Here is a 16,944-nt window from a genome sequence, read left to right as displayed (position 1 = left end):
TCCACGACGACTGACCAGGGGGCTCGTCATGGCGGTGGCCGACACGACCGCGCCGGCACCGGCGCGCGGGGGACCATCGCGCGGGAAACCGGCGCGCGGGGAGCCGTCCGCCGTCGCGGACCTCGCCGGCGAGACCGGCGCGCGGGTGTGGCTGCGCACCGCCGTCGGCCACGGCGTCCTCGCCGCGCTCAGCCTCGCCTGCGTCTTCCCGATCTACTGGATGTACGCCACCTCGCTGCGCCGGCCGGAGGAGGTCTACAACGTCTCCCTGTTCCCGTGGCCGCTCTCCGTCGGCAACTACACGCACGTCTGGGACGTCATCCCGATCGGCCGGCTGATCCTCAACACGTTCGCGGTGGCCGCGCTGATCTCCCTCGGTCAGCTCCTCGTCGGCCTGCTCGCGGCCTACGCGTTCACCGCCTGGCGCTTCCGCGGCCAGACCCTGCTCTACCTGGCCTTCGTCGGGACGTGGCTGGTTCCGTTCCAGGTGACGATGCTGCCGAACTACACGCTGCTCTACCGCCTGGGCCTGCTGAACACGCTCGCCGGCGTGATCGTCCCGAACCTCGCCTCGGCGCTCGGCGTGCTCCTGCTGCGCCAGCACATGGCGAGCTTCCCCCGCGACCTGCTCGACGCCGCCCGGATGGACGGGCGGTCGTCCTGGTCGGTCCTGTGGACGGTCGTCGTGCCCAACCTGCGCGCCCCGCTGGCCGCGCTCAGCATCGTGCTGTTCATCAACGCCTGGAACGACTATTTCTGGCCGGCGCTGGTGCTCCAACGTGCCGACTCCGTCGTCCAGCTGGGCCTGCGCGGCCTGTTCGTCGGCGTGGAGGGCCCCGACTGGGGCGGGCTGATGGCCGGCTCCGGCCTCGCCTGCCTGCCCATCTTCGGGATCTACCTGCTCCTGCAGCGCCACGTCGTCGGCGCCTTCGTCCGCTCCGGTCTCAAGTAAGGGCCGCCGGTACCCATCCGGCGGTATCGTCCGGTGCTGTTCCCGTGGGTGCGTGCCGGCGTGGAACCCGCTCGCCGCAGGTCCGACGTCCCGGGGGTCACCGCATGCGCATCGGTCTGATGATCGGCTCGGACCGGGACCGCGCGGTCGGGGAGCGGGTGGCCGGCTTCGTCGCCGACGCGCGGGCGGCGGAGCGGCTGGGCTTCGCCTCGATGTGGATTCCGCAGGTCCCCGGCGCCTTCGACGCGCTGACCGTCGTCGCGCTGATGGGGTACGCGACCGGGCGGATCGAGCTGGGCACGGCGGTCGTCCCGCTCCAGACCCGGCACCCGGTGGCGCTCGCGCAGCAGGCGCTGTCCACGCAGGCGGTCTGCGGCGGGCGTCTCGCGCTGGGAGTCGGGCCGTCGCACCACTGGATCGTCGAGGAGCAGCTCGGCCTGCGCTACGAGCGCCCGGCGCATCTCGCGCAGGACTACCTCGAGGTGCTGAACGCGGCGTTCGCCGGCCGGAACCGGATCGACGTCGAGAACGACACCTACCGGGTGCACAGCCCGCTCGACGTCACCGACGGCGCGCCGCCCGCGATCCTGCTGGCCGCGCTCGGGCCGGTCATGCTGGGCATCGCCGGGGCGCACGCCGCCGGAACGGTCCTGTGGATGGCGGACGAGCGGGCCGTCGGGGACCACGTGGTCCCGCGGATCACGAAGGCCGCCCTCGACGCCGGCCGCCCGGCACCCCGGGTCGTCGCCGGCATCCCCGTGGCGCTGTGCCCGAACGGCGAGGCCGGCGCCGCGCGCGAGCTGGCCGAGCGGACCCTCGGCCACGCCGAGACCTCACCGAACTACCTGCGGCTGCTCGAGCGCGGCGACGCCCGGGGCGTGGGCGACGTGATGGCCGCCGGCGACGAGGCCGCCATCCTCGACCGGCTGCGGTCCTACCGCGACGCGGGCGTCACCGACCTCGCGGCCCGCCCCATCCCGCTCGGTGCCGACCCCGCCGCCCGCGCCGCCTCCCGGCGCCGGACGACGGAGTTCCTCGCGACGCTCGCCCCGGAGCTCTGAGCGCGGCGCCGGACCGTCCCGGTTCCGGTCAGCGGTCCAGGGACTCGATCAGGACGGTGTCGTGTTCGGCGGCCACGAAGCGGGGGTGGTCGAGCAGCTGGCGCAGGAAGCCGGCGGTGGTGACCACCCCGGGGCCGTCGGCGTGCAGCTCGTCGAGGGCGCGGCGCATCCGGGCCAGGGCCCGGGGGCGGTCCGGCGCCCAGACGACCACCTTCGCCACCAGCGAGTCGTAGTAGGCCGGGATGCGGTAGCCGGGGGCGGCGTGCGTGTCGACGCGGACGAACGGGCCGGCCGGGACGGTGAACTCGGTGAGGGAACCGGGCGTGGGGGCGAAGTCGCGGCGCGGGTCCTCGGCGTTGATCCGGCACTCGATCGACACCCCGCGCGGGTCGACGTCGTCCTGGGTGTAGCCCAGCGGCTCGCCCGCGGCGATCCGGATCTGCTCGGCGACCAGGTCGAGCCCGGTGACCATCTCGGTGACCGGATGCTCCACCTGGAGCCGGCAGTTGACCTCCATGAAGTAGAACCGGCCCGCGCCGTCGACGAGGAACTCGAAGGTGCCGGCGCCGACGTACCCGCTGGCCAGGGTGCCGCGGACGGCCGCCGCGCACAGCGGCTCGACGATCTCGGCCGGCAGGGCGGGGGCCGGGGTCTCCTCGACCAGCTTCTGGTGCCGGCGCTGCAGCGAGCAGTCCCGGGCGCCCAGGTGCACGGCGTTGCCGTGCGCGTCCGCGAGCACCTGGACCTCGACGTGCCGCGCCGAGGCCAGGTAGCGCTCGACGTACAGACGGCCGTCCCCGAACACCGCCTGGGCGGTGGAGCGGGTGTGCCGGTAGGCACGCGCGAAGCCGTCCGGGTCGGGCACGACGCTCATCCCACGCCCGCCGCCGCCGGCCGCCGCCTTGATGATGACCGGGTAGCCGATCTCGGCCGCCACCTGCGCGGCCTGCTCGGGATCGTCGGGGGTGCCCCGGCTGCCGGGCAGCAGCGGCAGCCCGGCCTCGGACATGATCCGCCGGGCGACGGCCTTGTCGCCGAGGCGGGCCATCACCTCGGCCGGCGGGCCGATGAACGTCAGGCCCTCGGCCGCGCAGATCTCGGCGAAGTCGGGGTTCTCGGAGAGGAACCCGTACCCGGGGTGGACGGCGTCGGCGCCCCGGATCCGGGCGGCCTCGACGACCGCCGGGATGTTGAGGTAGCTGTCCCGGGACGGCCCCGGGCCGATCTGGACGGACTCGTCGGCGAACGAGACGACGGCGGAGTCCCGGTCCGCCGACGAGTGCGCGGCGACCGTGGCGATGCCCAGCTCGCGGCAGGTGCGCGCGACCCGCAGCGCGATCTCCCCCCGGTTCGCGATCAGAACCTTCTTGATCACGAGGTGCTGCCGGCGGGTGTCGAGACGTCCAGGGTGAGCAGTGGCTCGCCGTACTCGACCGGGGTGGCGTCGGCGGCGAGGATCTCCCGGACCCGCCCGCCCCGCTCCACCTCGACCGGGATCATCAGCTTCATCGCCTCGATGATCCCGACCTGCTGGCCGGCGACGACGGTGTCCCCGGGGCGGACGAACGGGTCCGCGCCCGGCTCGGGCGCGTGGTAGAAGACCCCGACCGTGTGCGCCGGGACGACGAACGCGAGCCCGTCGTCCGCCGGACCGGCCGGAGCCGCGGCCGGGGCTCCGGTGCCGGCCGCGGCAGCCGACGCGGCGGGGCTGTCGCTGTCGCGCGCCGCGCCGCCGCCCGCGCCGAGGCCGGCGGAGCCGTTGGCCCGCGGGGGTGTGCCGTGGTGACCGGGACCCTCCGGGCCGGTGGCCGCGCCGGGCACGGCCCAGTCGACCTCGAGGGAGACGTCACCGACGGACAGCCGCACCCGGCTGGCCGGCCGCGTGCCGCGGGCGCCGATCTCCAGCGCCTCGTGGCGCAGCACCGCCAGCACCGCGCCGATGTCACCATCCCCGTTCGCCGTCGTCGTGATCCGGCCGTTGGCCGTGGACGTGGTCATGACACGCGCCTCGCCTCGTCGAGATCGGCCGGGGTGCGTCCCGCGCCGAGTGGTGGCCGTGCCGCCGGGACGACGGGTGCCGGGGTGGCCCCGCCGGCCGGGGCCGGGGTGCCGAAGCGGCGGAACCGGGCCCGCCGGGCGGTCACCAGCGTCGGCGGGTCCAGCGGGGTCAGCTCAGCGAGCGTGCCGGTGAGGGCGGCCCGCAGCGCGTCGGCCGCGGCCAGCGGGTCGACGTCCGCGCCGCCGTCGGGTTCGGGGATGACCCCGTCGACGATCCCGGCGGTCAGCAGCGCCCGGGCGTCGACCCGCAGCGCCGCCGCGGCGTCGGGGCCGGCCGAGGGATCCTTCCACAGGATGGCGGCGCAGCCCTCCGGGCTGATCACCGAGTAGATCGCGTTCGCGCACATCAGCACCCGGTCGGCGACGGCCAGGGCCAGTGCCCCGCCACTGCCGCCCTCACCGGTGACGACCGCGACGACGGGCACCGGCAGCCCGGCCATCAGCCGCAGGTTCTCGGCGATGGCGACGGCCTGCCCGTTCTGCTCGGCCTCGATGCCGGGGTGCGCGCCGGCGGTGTCGATGAGGGTGATCACCGGCAGGCCCAGCTTGGCCGCCAGCCGCATCACCCGCGCCGCCTTGCGGTAGCCGCCGGGGGAGGGCATCCCGTAGGAGCGGGTGGCGAGCTCGGTGGCGGTGTGGCCCTTCTGCGTCCCGATGACGACGACGGGTGTCCCGTCGAGGCGGCCCAGCCCGGCGACCATCGCCGGGCAGTCGGTGGCGGCCCGGTCACCGTGCAGCTCGGTCCAGTCCTCGACCAGCGCGCCGACGTAGTCCAGTGTGCTGGGCCGGCCCAGCCGGCGGGCGAGCCGCACGGCCTCCCACGGATGGCGGTCCGCCAGCCGCGCCGGATCCCGCACCACACCGTCACCCTCGTCGCCGGGCGTGACCGGCACGGACCCGGGGCGGCGGGTGGCGACGCCGAGCAGGCGGGCCAGCGTCGGGCGCAGCTGCGCCCGCGGGCTGATCAGGTCGACGACGCCGTGCGCCAGCAGGAACTCGGCGGTCTGAAAACCCGGCGGCAGCGTCTGGCGGATGGTCTGCTCGATCACCCGCGCCCCGGCGAAGCCGAGCCGGGCCCCGGGCTCGGCGATGATGACGTCGGTCAGCGTCGCGAACGACGCGGCGACCCCGCCGAACGTCGGGTCGGTGATCAGGGAGACGGTGAGGACGCCGGCCTCGTCGAGCTGGCCGATCGCCTGGGCCGTCTTCGCCATCTGCATCAGCGACAGCGCGCCCTCCTGCATCCGCGCGCCGCCGGAGGCGGTCACCAGCAGCAGCGGGGTGCGCTCACGCAGCGCGATCTCGCACGCCCCGGTGATCGCCTCACCGACGGCGGCGCCGAGGCTGCCGCCGAGGAAGCGGAAGTCCATCACCGCGGTGACGACCGGGGCACCCTCGATCCGTCCGCGGGCCACCACGACCGCCTCGGACAGCCCGGTGGACGCCCGCGCCGAACGCAGCCGGTCGGCGTAGGGCCGGGTGTCGACGAACTCCAGTGGGTCGGCCGCGGTGACCGGGGTGTCGACCACCTCGACGGAGCCCTCGTCGAGCAGCAGCGCGACCCGCTGCGGCGCGGTCAGCCGGGCGTGCCAGCCGCACTCGGGGCAGACGTGCCCGCCGCGGGCGAACCGCCGGCCGTAGATCATCCGACGGCAGCCGTCACAGACGAGCCAGGCCGGTGTGTCGAGGCCCGCCGGGTCGAGATCCGCCGCGGGCCGTTGCCGGGTTGCCGATGCTGTCATGGTGCCTGCTCTCCCGGATCGGAGTCTGGTCGCGGCGGGTGCGGCCGCGGCACGTAGGTCGTTGCGGGGGCCGGAAGCCGGACGCCGGCCTGGGCCAGTGCCGCGACCCGGCTGGTGAACGCCGCGCCGCGCATCAGCTCGGTGGCGATCGCGGCGGCGTGCCGGTTCGCCAGCGGCTCGAGCGCGCTGGCGCGCACCCAGGTGTTGAAGGCGCCCATCGCCGGGCCGCACCAGACCTGGTAGTCGGCGACCCGGTCCGGGACACCGCTGATGCTCCAGCCCGACGACAGCCCGAGATACCAGCGGAACACCAGCGCCATCCGCCGTTTCGGGTTCTCCCGCGCGCGCTCGATCTGCTCGGGGTCACGGGTGCTGAAGAACGCGACGGTGTCCGCCCAGACCTCGTCGAGGGAACGGCGGAAGATCCGCTGCTCCAGCCCGGCGCGCTCGTCGGCCGGGATCTCGTCGAGGCTGTCGAAACGGCGGTAGAGGTCGTGGAGCCGGCGCGCCTTCGACGCGAACATGGTGCCCCGGCCCAGCACCTGGACCTCCGCGCCGATCTCGAACATGTCCGCCGACGGCGCCTGGACGCAGTCGGTGACGCCGGCCTGCGCCAGCAGCGTCTTGGTGGCCGGCGACTGCGCCGCCTCGACGGAGGCCTGGTTGACCGAGCCGGTCACCACGTAGTCCGCGCCGAGGGTGAACGCGGCGGCGACGGCGCGCGGGGTACCGAGCCCGCCGGCCGCGCCGATCCGCACGCCCCGCCCGCCGGACTCCCGGCGCAGGCTGTCGCGCAGCGCGAGCAGCTCGGGCAGCAGGACGGGCAGCGGCCGGCGGTCGGTGTGCCCGCCGGAGTCGGCCTCGGCGGTGACGTCGTCGGCCAGCGGCACCGTCGCCGCCAGCTCCGCCTGCTCGGCGCTGACCAGCCCCTGCTCGACCAGTGGACGCAGCAGCGCGGCCGGGGCGGGCCGCAGGAACAGCTCGGCGACCTCGGTGCGCGACACCTTGGCGACGATCCGGTTGTCGGCGACGACCCGGCCGTCGGGACCGCGGCGCAGCCCGGCGGCCCGGTAGCGCAACACCTGCGGGGTGAGAGCCAGGAACGCCGACGCCTCGACACAGCGCACCTGGTGGCGCAGGCAGGCGTCGACGACCTCGCGTTCCATCGCCGCCTCGGTCGGGCTGTGGATCAGGTTGCAGCCGAACGCCAGCCCCGGCGCCCGCCGGCGGATGTCGGCGAGCGCCTCGTCGACCCGGGCGGCGACGACGCCGGCCGCGCCGAACGAGGCCAGGAAACCGGCCCGGGCCAGCGCGACGACCAGGTCCGCCGACGCGATGCCGTTCGCCATCGACCCGGCCATGTACGCCTGGGTCACCTGGTGGTCGCGGCGGAACGCGGGAGCGCCGAGCCGCTCCGGCGGCAGCGGGCCGACGGCTGCCAGCACCCGCCCGGCCGCCGCCGCGGCCCGTTCGTCTCCGGTGACGGCGAGCCCCGCCGCGTCCTGGACGACGTAGCAGGGCCGGTCCAGATCGGCGAGCACCCGGTGGATGTCGGCCGGCCGGCGGGCGAGAGCCCCGGGCACGCCGGGCGTGCCGGGCGGGGCCGCGCCCGGCAGGGTCGCGCCGTCCGCCGTGGTGGCGGTCGGGCCGGGGCCGGGGCGGGCGGCGTGCGCGACCGGGGTCACCATGCCGGGGCCCCCTCGTCGCGCAGCTCCACGGCGATGTCGGTCAGTTCGTAGATGCGCATCGTCGGCTTCCACAGGCTCGCGTCGGCGGTGACGCGGACCCGTCCGGGCCGGTGGCTGACGTCCTTGATGTGGACCTCCAGGGTGAACGTCCCGTCGGAGGGCAGGAGCTGGCCGCGGTACTTCCACTGCAGGGGCACGCCCACCGGCAGCACGAAGCCGGGCCGGGCGAGGCCGGCGAGGTGGCCGGCGTCGATGACCCACTCCTGCATGGCCTGGACGACGGCCTCCACCCCGAGGGAGCCGGGGATGACCGGGTCGAGGTAGAAGTGCCGGGCGAAGAACCAGTCCTGCGGGTCGATCGGCCGCTGCGCCCGGAGGTAGCCCCGGCCGAACCGGCCGCCGCCGTCCACGACCTCGACGTCGTCGAGCAGCGCCAGGTGGCCGCGGGCGCACAGCGGCGCGGCCGGGTCGGCGCGGCGCGCGGCCACGTCGATCAGCCGCACCGGCGGGCGGTCCCGCTCGTCGAGGGCGTCCAGCCAGGTCGGCTCCAGCCGGCCGCCGTCCAGGCCGGTCTGGCGGGCCAGCGCCGGGGCGTTGAAATACCCGAACATCGACTCGCCGGTGTAGAACGGCTCGCCGTCGACGGCGAGGGAGTAGGAGAAGTCCTGCAGGGCCGTGCCGGGCATCGGGTTGGTCGACAGCAGCGTCGAGTGCTGGCGGATCGTCGCGTCGCGCAACTCGACCTCGCGCAGCACGGTCGCGCTGCCGCCGAGGTTGCGCAGGCTGTAGTCCTCCGCCGGCTCGGCCACGGTGGCGCCGAGGTAGTAGCCCAGCATCAGCGCGGCCTGCAGGCTGGTCTCCATGTAGACGCAGTTCGGCATGGACGCGTTCGCCGTCTCGGTGAAGTACCAGCAGTCGGCCGCCGCGTCGTACTCGGTGACGTGGGTCGCCCCGCCGCGCAGGTCCCCGCGCCGGGAGTCCATCGCCATCACCCGGTCGACGAGGCGCAGGCCGCCGCCGGGCAGCCGGGTCGCGCGCCGCCCCCGGTAGCCGGCGAACTCCGGCCCGAGGCCGATGCCCTGGTCACCGCGTGCGCAGTGGGCCATGTGGAACTCGCTGAGCAGCGCCCGCTCACCGGTCGTGGTGCGCCGGCCCAGGAACGCCGGGACGGCTCCGCCGTGCTCGGGGCCGATCGGCGCGCCCGGCCGCTCCCGCACGGTCACCGCGACGTCGCGGACCTCGGCGACGAGCCGGCCGCCCGCGTGGATCATCGCGCGCACGGCGAGCCAGGGCCGCGCGATCAGGTCGACGGCGGTGACGTCGAGGACGAGCTCACCGCCGGTGCCGTCCCAGCCGCCGCCGTCGGCGGTGAGGGCCACCGTCGGGGCGGGCGGCGGGGCGCCGGTGCGCGGGCCGCCGTCGGCGTCCTCGGCCGGCGGGCCGGGGACGAACCGGGCGTCGGCGAGGCACAGGTGCAGGCCGGCGTAGAGGGCGAACACCTTGGCGGCCTGCGTGGCCGCCGCCTGGAGCGCTTCGGCCAGCGGTCCGGCGCCGGCCGGGCCGGCCGGTGAACCGGCGCCGGCCGGGCCGGCCAGGGGGCGCAGTCCGGCGTGCAGCGAGCCCGCGGTGCGGCTCCCGCCGCGCAGCCGCAGGTCCGCCACCCAGGTGAGCAGCGTCGCCTCGCCGGGCTCGGTGAGGCGGACGTCCGGGTTGACGCCCTGCTGGTCGTAGGCCGGCCCGAAGACGCCGGCCACGTCGCCGCGGGCCAGCGCGGCCAGGTCGGCCTCGGTGAGCTCCCGGCGCTCGGAGCGGGCGAGCGGCTTGAACGCCGCCTCCGTCGCGACCGGATCCGTAGGCGCGACCTCCGGTGCGACCGGCCCGGTCGGAACAGCCGGCCCGGCCGCACCGGCTGCCACGGCGGGCCCGGCTGTCACGGCGGGCCCCGCGGGTGGTGCGGTGAGCGCGGACGGCGCGGACGGCGCGGACGGCGCGGCTGGCCGGCTGGCGGCCAGTGGCCGGCCGGGTCCGGAGAGGCTGAGCCGGGTGAGCGCGAGCTGCGCGTTCAGCGCGGATTCGTGCGCGGCCACCACGACCGCGCGCACCTCGCGTACGACCTGCGCGATCCGCCCGGCGGAGCCGGCCGGCTCCGCGCCGGCCGCAGGCACGGCGGCCGGTGCGGCCGGTGCCGCCGGTGCGGCCGGTGCTCCTGGTCCCGCGACGGTCAGCCGCAGGCTGTCGAAGGGCTCCCCGTCGAACGACAGCTCGTCGTCCGCGAGGTCCGCGACGAACGGGGTCGCGGGTACCGGTCCGGTCATCTCGACTGTCATGCGGACACCTCCTCGTGCCAGCTCGCGGTGCCCTCGGCGAACTTCGTCGCCATGTCGGGCGTCCCGATCATCGCCACGTCGTGCAGGCGGACGAGGATCCGTCCGTCGCGCCCGACCGCGGTCACCCGGCTGGTGACCCCGGTGTCGCGCACCACCGCGTTGTCGATCACCACGGCGAAGGGCTCGCCGGCGGGTAGCGGTGCGCGGTAGTCGATCCGTCCGACGGCCAGCGGGAGGCATGCCTGGCCGGTCAGCCACCGGCCGAGCACGGACGGGCCGTGCAGCAGCAGGTCGGCCAGCACCGGGTCGTGCAGCGCGCCGGCGAACGCGCCCCGGCCCACCGCCGACCCGTCCAGGCGGCACTCGACGACCAGCCGGTCGTCGCCGCGCGTCACGATCCGTCGGATGCCCTGCAGCAGCGGGCCGTGGAACAGCGTCGCGCCGGTGTAGATCTCCAGGCCGTCCTCGGGGCCCGGCGCCGTCCACGCGGCGTGCAACCGGGGCCAGTCCTCGACCTCGGCGGGTGCCGGCGGGGCGGCGGCGAGCACCAGCGTGGCGGCGTACCGGGAGAGCCCGGTCGGCAGCGCACCGGGGCTGCGCACGCTCGCCTTCACGACGACCCGTCCATCCGCGCCGCTGCCCTCGAGCTCGGCGGCCGCGGTGTGCACGCGGAACATCAGCTCGCCCGTCCCGTCGAACACGACCCCCTTGTGGACGTCGAACCCACGGACCTCGACCACCGTCAGCCCCGGGTGCGCCCGCTCGGCCAGGTTGACCATCCAGCCGAGCCCGAACGTCGCGGGCAGCACGGGGAACCCGCCGACCTGGTGGTCGCGGATGACCGGGTGCCCGGCGATCTCGCCCAGATCGCGGCGGGCGACCAGCGCCGGGGCGGTGCGGACGTCCGCACCGCCGGTCAGCGCCTCGGCGGAGCCGACCAGGACGCACACGTCGTCCACCCGGGCCGGCTCGAACTGGGCGGCGAACGCCTCGGCGCCCGCCACCCGGTCGATCAGCGCGACGCCGCGGGACTTGAACAGCTCCCGCAGGTCGGCGTCGACCATCCCGCCGTCCCAGGCACCCCAGTCGATCGCGGTGACGTGCCGGCCGGGGTCGGCGTGCTTCCACCCCGCGGCGAGGCGGCCCAGCGCCTCGTTCGCCGCGGCGTAGTCGGCCTGGCCGGGGTTGCCCATCAGCCCGGCCACCGAGGCGAACAGCACCAGGTGACGCAGGGGCGAGTCCGGCTCGCCGCCGGATGTGCTGTCGCCGAGCGCGTCGAGGACGTTGCGCAGTCCGGTCAGCTTCGGCGTGAGGACGCGGCGGACCGCGTCGGGCGTCTTGGCCGTCAGCGCGCTGTCGGCCAGCGCGCCCGCGCCGTGCACCAGCGCGGCGGCGCGGCCCCGGTACGGCTCCAGCGCGGCGCGCACCGCGGCCGCGTCGGCGATGTCCACGGCCAGGTAGACCGCGTCGGAGCCGGCCGCGGCGAGCACGGCCAGGGTCTCCCGGATCTCGCGGCGGGCCAGGACGTCGCGGCGGGCCGCCTCGGCCTGGCGCGGCGTCGGACGCGGCCCGCGGGGGCCTGCCTGAGCGGCCAGGGCCTTCGCGGCGGCGGCGAGCAGGCCGGTGTCGGCGACACCGGTCGCCCACTCGGGGTCGCTGCCGGCCGCCGTGCGGCCGAGCAGGACGAACCGGGCCCTGGTCCGCGCCGCGAGGGCGCGCACGCAGTCCGCGGTGACCCCGCGTGCCCCGCCGGTGACGACCACGGTGTCGTCGGGGCCGAGGGCCGGGAGGGCGGCGGCGGTGCCGGCCTCCCGGCCCCGGGCGTCCTCGTGGGCCAGGCCGTCCTCGTAGGTCAGGCTGGCCGAGCCCGCGGCGCCGTCGCCGAAGGGTCCGGGCCGGACGGTCCAGCGTGCCCCCTGCTCGTCCAGGCCGACTTCGGCCAGGCCGGTCGCCGGGTCCCACAGCTCGGTGAGCACCAGCTCCGCGACCGCGGCCGGGGCGTGGGCGGGGTGGACGTCCAAGGCGCGGCAGAACAGCGCCGGCTCCTCGCGCAGCAGCGTCTTGACCACCCCGGCCGCGCCGCCGACGAGGCGTTCCACCGCCGGGGCGTCGCCGCGCAGCCCCAGGCCGCCGTCGAGCCGGGTGACGGCGCAGAACGCCGCCCGCCCGCCGCGCGCCGCGGCCCGCGACAGCGGCCCGGCGGCGTGCTTGGCGACCAGGACGGTGTCGGCGAGCCGGCGGATCCCCGCGGACCAGGCGTCGCCACCACCGTCCGTGTTGACCAGCAGGGCGCACAGGTCGACGGCGCCGTCGCCGCCGAGCGCGCCGGCCAGGGCCCGTTCGACCTCAGCCGAATCCCACCCGTCGAGCGGGTCGGCCTGGCCGGCGTCGTCGCCGGCCGTGCCGCCGTTGCCCGCCGTGCCGCCGTGGTCGGGTAGCCGCACGGTGCGGACGGTGAACCCGCGGGCGGTCAGCCCGTCGGCGAGCGCCGCCAGCCCGGCTGCTGGCGTGTCCTGCCCGGTCGTGTCGGGGCCGGTCGCGTCGACGAGCACGGCGACTGGGTCGGGCCCGAACGGGGCGGCGTCCAGGACGTCGACCGGGGCGGCCGGGACCAGCTCGACCGGCCGGTGCGGGAGCGCGTCGGCGGTGCCGCTGCGATGACCGTTCAGGCCGGTCGTCGCAGTCGGCTCACCTCCTTTTGGGGAGGCGGCCCCGTTCGTGGTGCCGTCGGGCGCCGGGTTCACCGGTCCCAGGGAGGTGAGGACGTAGTCGGTGATGTGGTTGAGGGTGCGCATTTCGGCGAGGTGTTCGGGGCCGACGCTGGGGAGGGTGGGGAAGTGTTCCTGGAGGGCGCCGAGGATCTGGACTCGTTTGATGGAGTCGACGCCGAGGTCGGCTTCGAGGTCCATGCCGGTGTCGATCATTTCGGCGGGGTAGCCGGTGCGGTCGGCGACCACGCTGAGCAGGGCCGTGCGCACCGTGTCCGCGTCGACTCCGGTGCCACCCGGCGCGGCGGGCGCCGCGGTCGCGGGCTGGGTGGACGTCCCGGCGCCGGCGGCGGTGGTCGGAACGGCGAGGGAGGTGAGGACGTAGTCGGTGATGTGGTTGAGGGTGCGCATTTCGGCGAGGTGTTCGGGGCCGACGCTGGGGAGGGTGGGGAAGTGTTCCTGGAGGGCGCCGAGGATCTGGACTCGTTTGATGGAGTCGACGCCGAGGTCGGCTTCGAGGTCCATGCCGGTGTCGATCATTTCGGCGGGGTAGCCGGTGCGGTCGGCGACCACGCTGAGCAGGGCCGTGCGCACCGTGTCCGCGTCGGGTCCGGTGTCGGCCGCCGTGGGCGTGCCGGGGGCGGGTGAACCGGTGGGCGCGGGCGGGTGGTGGCCGTTGCCGGTCGGCTGTGCCGGCACCGCGACGAGGTCGGCGGCGCCGACGGGCACCATCGCGGGCGCGGCGGCGATCACCGGGGCTGGCGCTGCGGGCCCGACTGGCGCCGCGGGCGGCGGCGCGAGAGCGGCCGGTCCGGCCGCGCCGGTGGAACGGGCGGTGAGCTCCAGCCGGGCGGGCGCACCCGCGGCTGGCTCCGCCGGGGCGTGCCCGCTCGCCGCGAGCTCGAGGCCGGCCAACGCGGCGAGGACCCCGTTGGCGTGGATGTGCGCCCGGCCGGCCGCGAGGCTCTGGTCCCGGACCTGCTCGACCGCGGCGGGCACCCAGCCGGCCTGGTCGCCGTTGCGGGCGCCGTCGCGCAGCAGGCCCACCAGCTCCTCGGTGACCCGGAGCTGACCGTCCAGGTAGCGGCCGTGCAGGTCGAGATGCAGGGCGACGGCCTCGCTGACCCCGGCGCCGGCCGGACCAGCGGCAGCAGCCGCGGGCGGCTCGGCGGCCACGGGCGCGGGCGCGACGAGGGCTGGCAGCGGGGCCTGGACCGGTTCGGTCAGGGCGGTGGGCGGCACGGTGACGTGCGCGGCGGCGGTGTGCGTCGTGGTCGGGTGCGCCGCCGCGCCGTTCGTGGCCGCCGCGGGCACCGAAGCCGCGGCGACCGGGGCGGCGGCCGCGGCGACCGCGGAGACCTGGAAGCCGTCGGTCAGACCCGCCTGGTACAGGGCCCGGCGGGACTGCGGGACGTACTCGGCGCCGGTGAGGGTGACCGTCATCGACGCGCGCCGCGGCGGCTCGGCGTCGCCCGCCGGGTTGGCCGTCGCGTCGTGGCGGTTGAGGCCCGCCAGCGGCAGGCCCAGCACGGCGAGCTGCACGGCGGCCTGCTTGAGCACGACGTCGCCGTCGCGCAGCGGGCCGCCGTCGGTGGAGACGACCGCGACCGGCGCGTCGTCGAGGATGCGCCGGGTGAGCTGGGCCAGCACCTGCTTGGGGCCGAACTCGACGAAGATGTTGCACCCGGCCTCGCGCATCGCCGTGACACCGGCGACGAAGTCGACCGGGGCGAGCAGCTGGCCGGCGAGCACGGCCCGGTTCGCGTCGGGGTCGGGGCCGTAGACGGCGCCGGCCGTGTTCGCGTACACCGGAGCGGTCGGGGCGCCGATCCGGGCCTGCGCCAGGTCCTCGGCGAACCGCTCGACCGCGTGGGCGACATAGCGGGTGTGGAACGCGGCCGAGACGGGCAGCAGCCGGCCGGTCATCCCGCGCCGGGCCAGTTCCTCGACGACCGCCTCGACGGCCTGCGTCCCACCGCCGACGACCACCTGGTCGGGGGCGTTGTTGTTGCATACGACCACGTCGGGGAAGTCGGCCAGGATCTCGGTGATCTGCTCCCGGCTCGCCTGGACGGCGGCCATCGTGCCCGAGTCCTCATCGGCACCCGGCTCGCCGCCGGTGACCGGCTCCGGGGGTGCCATCGCGGCACCGCGGGCCCGGGCCAGCCGGAAGAACTCGGTGTCGTCGAGGGCACCGGCCGCCCACAGGGCGGTCAGCTCGCCGAAGCTGTGGCCGAGGTAGCCGGCGCAGTCCAGACCGAGCTCCCGCAGGTAGCGGAACTGCCCGGCGGAGAGCGCGCCGATCGCCGGCTGGGCGTACCGGGTGGCACGCAGCCGCGACTCCTGCTCCTGGCGAACCTGCGGGTCCGAGACGGGCGGCGGGTACATCACGGCGCCCAGCCGCGTGTCGTCGTCGGCGAACACGGCGTTCGCGTCGTCGAGGGCCTGCGCGACGGTCGGGACGCCGAGGGCGGCGTCCAGGCCCATCTCCACGTACTGGCTGCCCTGCCCGGCGAACAGCGCGCCCACCCGCGGGTCGGGCAGCGCCGCCCGGCGGTAGTACACGCCGGCCGGGTGCGTCCACTGCTCGGCGTCGGGTGCCGCGGTGAGCTGCTCGAGGGCGATGCGGCGCAGGTCCGCGCCGTCGGGAGCGACGCCGTCGTGGCCGGCGGCGGGGGTGACGAACCCGACCCGGGCGTGCTCGGCGGGGATCGGCCCGTCGGCGGGGGGCTCGCCGGCGTCGAGAGCCGCGCGCAGCGCCGCCGGGTCGGGCGCGTGCCACACCCAGGCGCGGGCGGTGCGATGCAGCAGGCCGCCCGCCGGCCGCTCGGCCCGGTGCTCCTCCAGCACGACGTGGAAGTTCGTCCCGCCGAAGCCCATCGCGGACGCCGCCGCGCGCCGCACCGGGCGCCGCGGGTCACGGACCCACGGCCGGGTGTGTGTGTTGACGTACAGCGGGGCCTGGTCGTCGGCGAGCGGGCCGCTGGGGCGCTCGACGTTGATCGTCGGCGGCAGCGTCTTCTGGTAGAGGCTGAGCGCCAGCTTCATCAGGCTCGCGGTGCCGGCCGCGCCCTTGGTGTGCCCGATCTGCGACTTGACACTGCCGATCGCGGCGAAGCGGGCCTCGTCTCCGGCGGCGTCGCGCAGGACGGCGTCCAGCGCGGTCAGCTCGGTGCGGTCGCCGACCGCGGTGCCGGTCGCGTGCGCCTCGAACAGCTCCACCGAGGCGGGCGAGCAGTCGGCGTCGGCGTAGGCGCGGCGCAGCGCGCGCTCCTGGCCCTCGGCCCGCGGCGCGTAGATGCTCTTCGAGCGCCCGTCGCTGGCCGAGCCGAGGCCGCGGATGACGGCGTAGATCCGGTTGCCGTCGCGCTCGGCGTCGGCGAGGCGGCGCAGGGCGAGCATGCCGATGCCCTCGCCGATGAGCGTGCCGTCCGCGCCCTCGTCGAACGGGCGGATCCGGTCGGACTTCGACAGGGCCTGAGTCTTGCTGAAGCACATGTAGCCGAAGATCGAGTTCTCGGTGTCGGCGCCACCGGCGATCATCATGTCGGCCCGGCCGTCGACCAGCTCGGCGATCGCCATCCGCACCGCGGACAGCGAGGCCGCGCAGGCGGCGTCGACCGTCGAGTTCATCCCGCCGAGGCCGAGCCGGTTCGCGATCCGCCCGGCGGTGACGTTCGCCAGCAGGCCGGGGAAGGAGTTCTCCTCCCAGGGCGCGAACGCCTCGGAGTAGCGGGTGGCGATCGCCTCCGCGTCGTCCTCGGTCAGCCCGCAGGCGCGGACGACCTCGCGCAGCACCGGCGTCGTCAGCCGGGCGGCGAGCGGGTGCATCAGCGGGACGGGACCGGTGACGCCGAGCACGACGCCGGTCGAGTCGGCGTCGTACCACTCCTCGGCGTGCGCTCCGGCGTCGCGCAGCAGGTCGCGGGCGACGACGAGGCTCAGCGTCTGCAGGGTGCTGGTCACCTCGAGCTGGTTCGGGGGCAGCCCGAACTCCAGCGGGTCGAAGGCGACGTCGGGCACGAACCCGCCGCGCCGGGAGTACGTGCGGTCCGGCACGGTCGGGTCGGCGTCGTAGTAGTCGTCGATGTTCCAGCGACTGGCCGGGATGTCCTCGATGCAGTCCCGGGCGTCGACGATGTTCTGCCAGAACTCCCGGAAGTCGTGGGCATGCGGGAAGAGGCCCGCCATTCCGACTATGGCGATGGGAGTGTCGGCCAGTCGCCGAGGCGGTCCGCTCTCGCTCACGATGACCCTTTCGGAACATAAGTTCGGCTGGTTTCGGGCGCGCCGGATCAGCCGGACCGGCCGCACGGGCCGGGCTGGCCGGGTGCGCTGCTGGCTGGTGCGCGGGGCGGGCCCGAGGGATGGTGGCGTCAGTAGAACTGGTAGGTGGCGCTGTTCGGTG

Annotated in this window: 8 protein-coding genes; 2 read left to right on the top strand and 6 right to left on the bottom strand. The window is 76.0% G+C overall.

Annotation, left to right across the window (positions count from 1 at the left end; translation table 11 throughout):
- Positions 1–28: 28 nt before the first annotated feature.
- A complete protein-coding gene (locus tag B056_RS0107795) occupies positions 29–952 on the top strand; it encodes a carbohydrate ABC transporter permease (protein ID WP_018501322.1) in 924 nt (307 codons plus the stop codon).
- 104 nt (positions 953–1,056) lie between these two features.
- Positions 1,057–2,013: a TIGR03564 family F420-dependent LLM class oxidoreductase gene (locus B056_RS0107790; protein WP_018501321.1), complete on the top strand. Its 957-nt coding sequence runs from the start codon at positions 1,057–1,059 to the stop codon at positions 2,011–2,013.
- A 28-nt stretch (positions 2,014–2,041) separates the two neighbouring features.
- On the opposite strand, the gene B056_RS0107785 is transcribed toward B056_RS0107790, so the two are convergent.
- Genes B056_RS0107785 through B056_RS0107760 form a run of 6 tightly spaced genes read right to left on the bottom strand, consistent with a single transcriptional unit; the run spans position 2,042 to position 16,784 of the window.
- Entirely contained in the window at positions 2,042–3,388 is a 1,347-nt protein-coding gene (locus tag B056_RS0107785) for an acetyl-CoA carboxylase biotin carboxylase subunit (RefSeq protein ID WP_018501320.1), read from the bottom strand.
- Positions 3,385–4,011 (bottom strand): acetyl-CoA carboxylase biotin carboxyl carrier protein, encoded by a 627-nt coding sequence (locus tag B056_RS0107780; protein WP_018501319.1) that lies wholly within the window; start codon positions 4,009–4,011, stop codon positions 3,385–3,387. The genes B056_RS0107785 and B056_RS0107780 overlap by 4 nt, the downstream gene beginning before the upstream one ends.
- Positions 4,008–5,813, bottom strand: a complete 1,806-nt coding sequence (locus B056_RS0107775; protein ID WP_018501318.1) for an acetyl-CoA carboxylase carboxyl transferase subunit — start codon at positions 5,811–5,813, stop codon at positions 4,008–4,010. Before B056_RS0107775 ends, B056_RS0107780 begins: the two co-directional genes overlap by 4 nt.
- Positions 5,810–7,501 (bottom strand): PfaD family polyunsaturated fatty acid/polyketide biosynthesis protein, encoded by a 1,692-nt coding sequence (locus B056_RS0107770; protein ID WP_018501317.1) that lies wholly within the window; start codon positions 7,499–7,501, stop codon positions 5,810–5,812. The genes B056_RS0107775 and B056_RS0107770 overlap by 4 nt, the downstream gene beginning before the upstream one ends.
- Positions 7,495–9,828 (bottom strand): hotdog family protein, encoded by a 2,334-nt coding sequence (locus B056_RS0107765; RefSeq protein ID WP_018501316.1) that lies wholly within the window; start codon positions 9,826–9,828, stop codon positions 7,495–7,497. The genes B056_RS0107770 and B056_RS0107765 overlap by 7 nt, the downstream gene beginning before the upstream one ends.
- Complete coding sequence (locus B056_RS0107760) at positions 9,825–16,784, bottom strand: type I polyketide synthase (RefSeq protein ID WP_026239444.1); 6,960 nt, start codon at positions 16,782–16,784, stop codon at positions 9,825–9,827. The genes B056_RS0107765 and B056_RS0107760 overlap by 4 nt, the downstream gene beginning before the upstream one ends.
- Positions 16,785–16,944: the final 160 nt, after the last annotated feature.

The sequence above is a fragment of the Parafrankia discariae genome (genome assembly GCF_000373365.1).
Taxonomy (GTDB): Bacteria; Actinomycetota; Actinomycetes; order Frankiales; family Frankiaceae; genus Parafrankia; species Parafrankia discariae.
The sequence above is the reverse complement of the archived record's forward strand: the minus strand, read 5'-3'. Positions and strand labels throughout refer to the sequence as shown.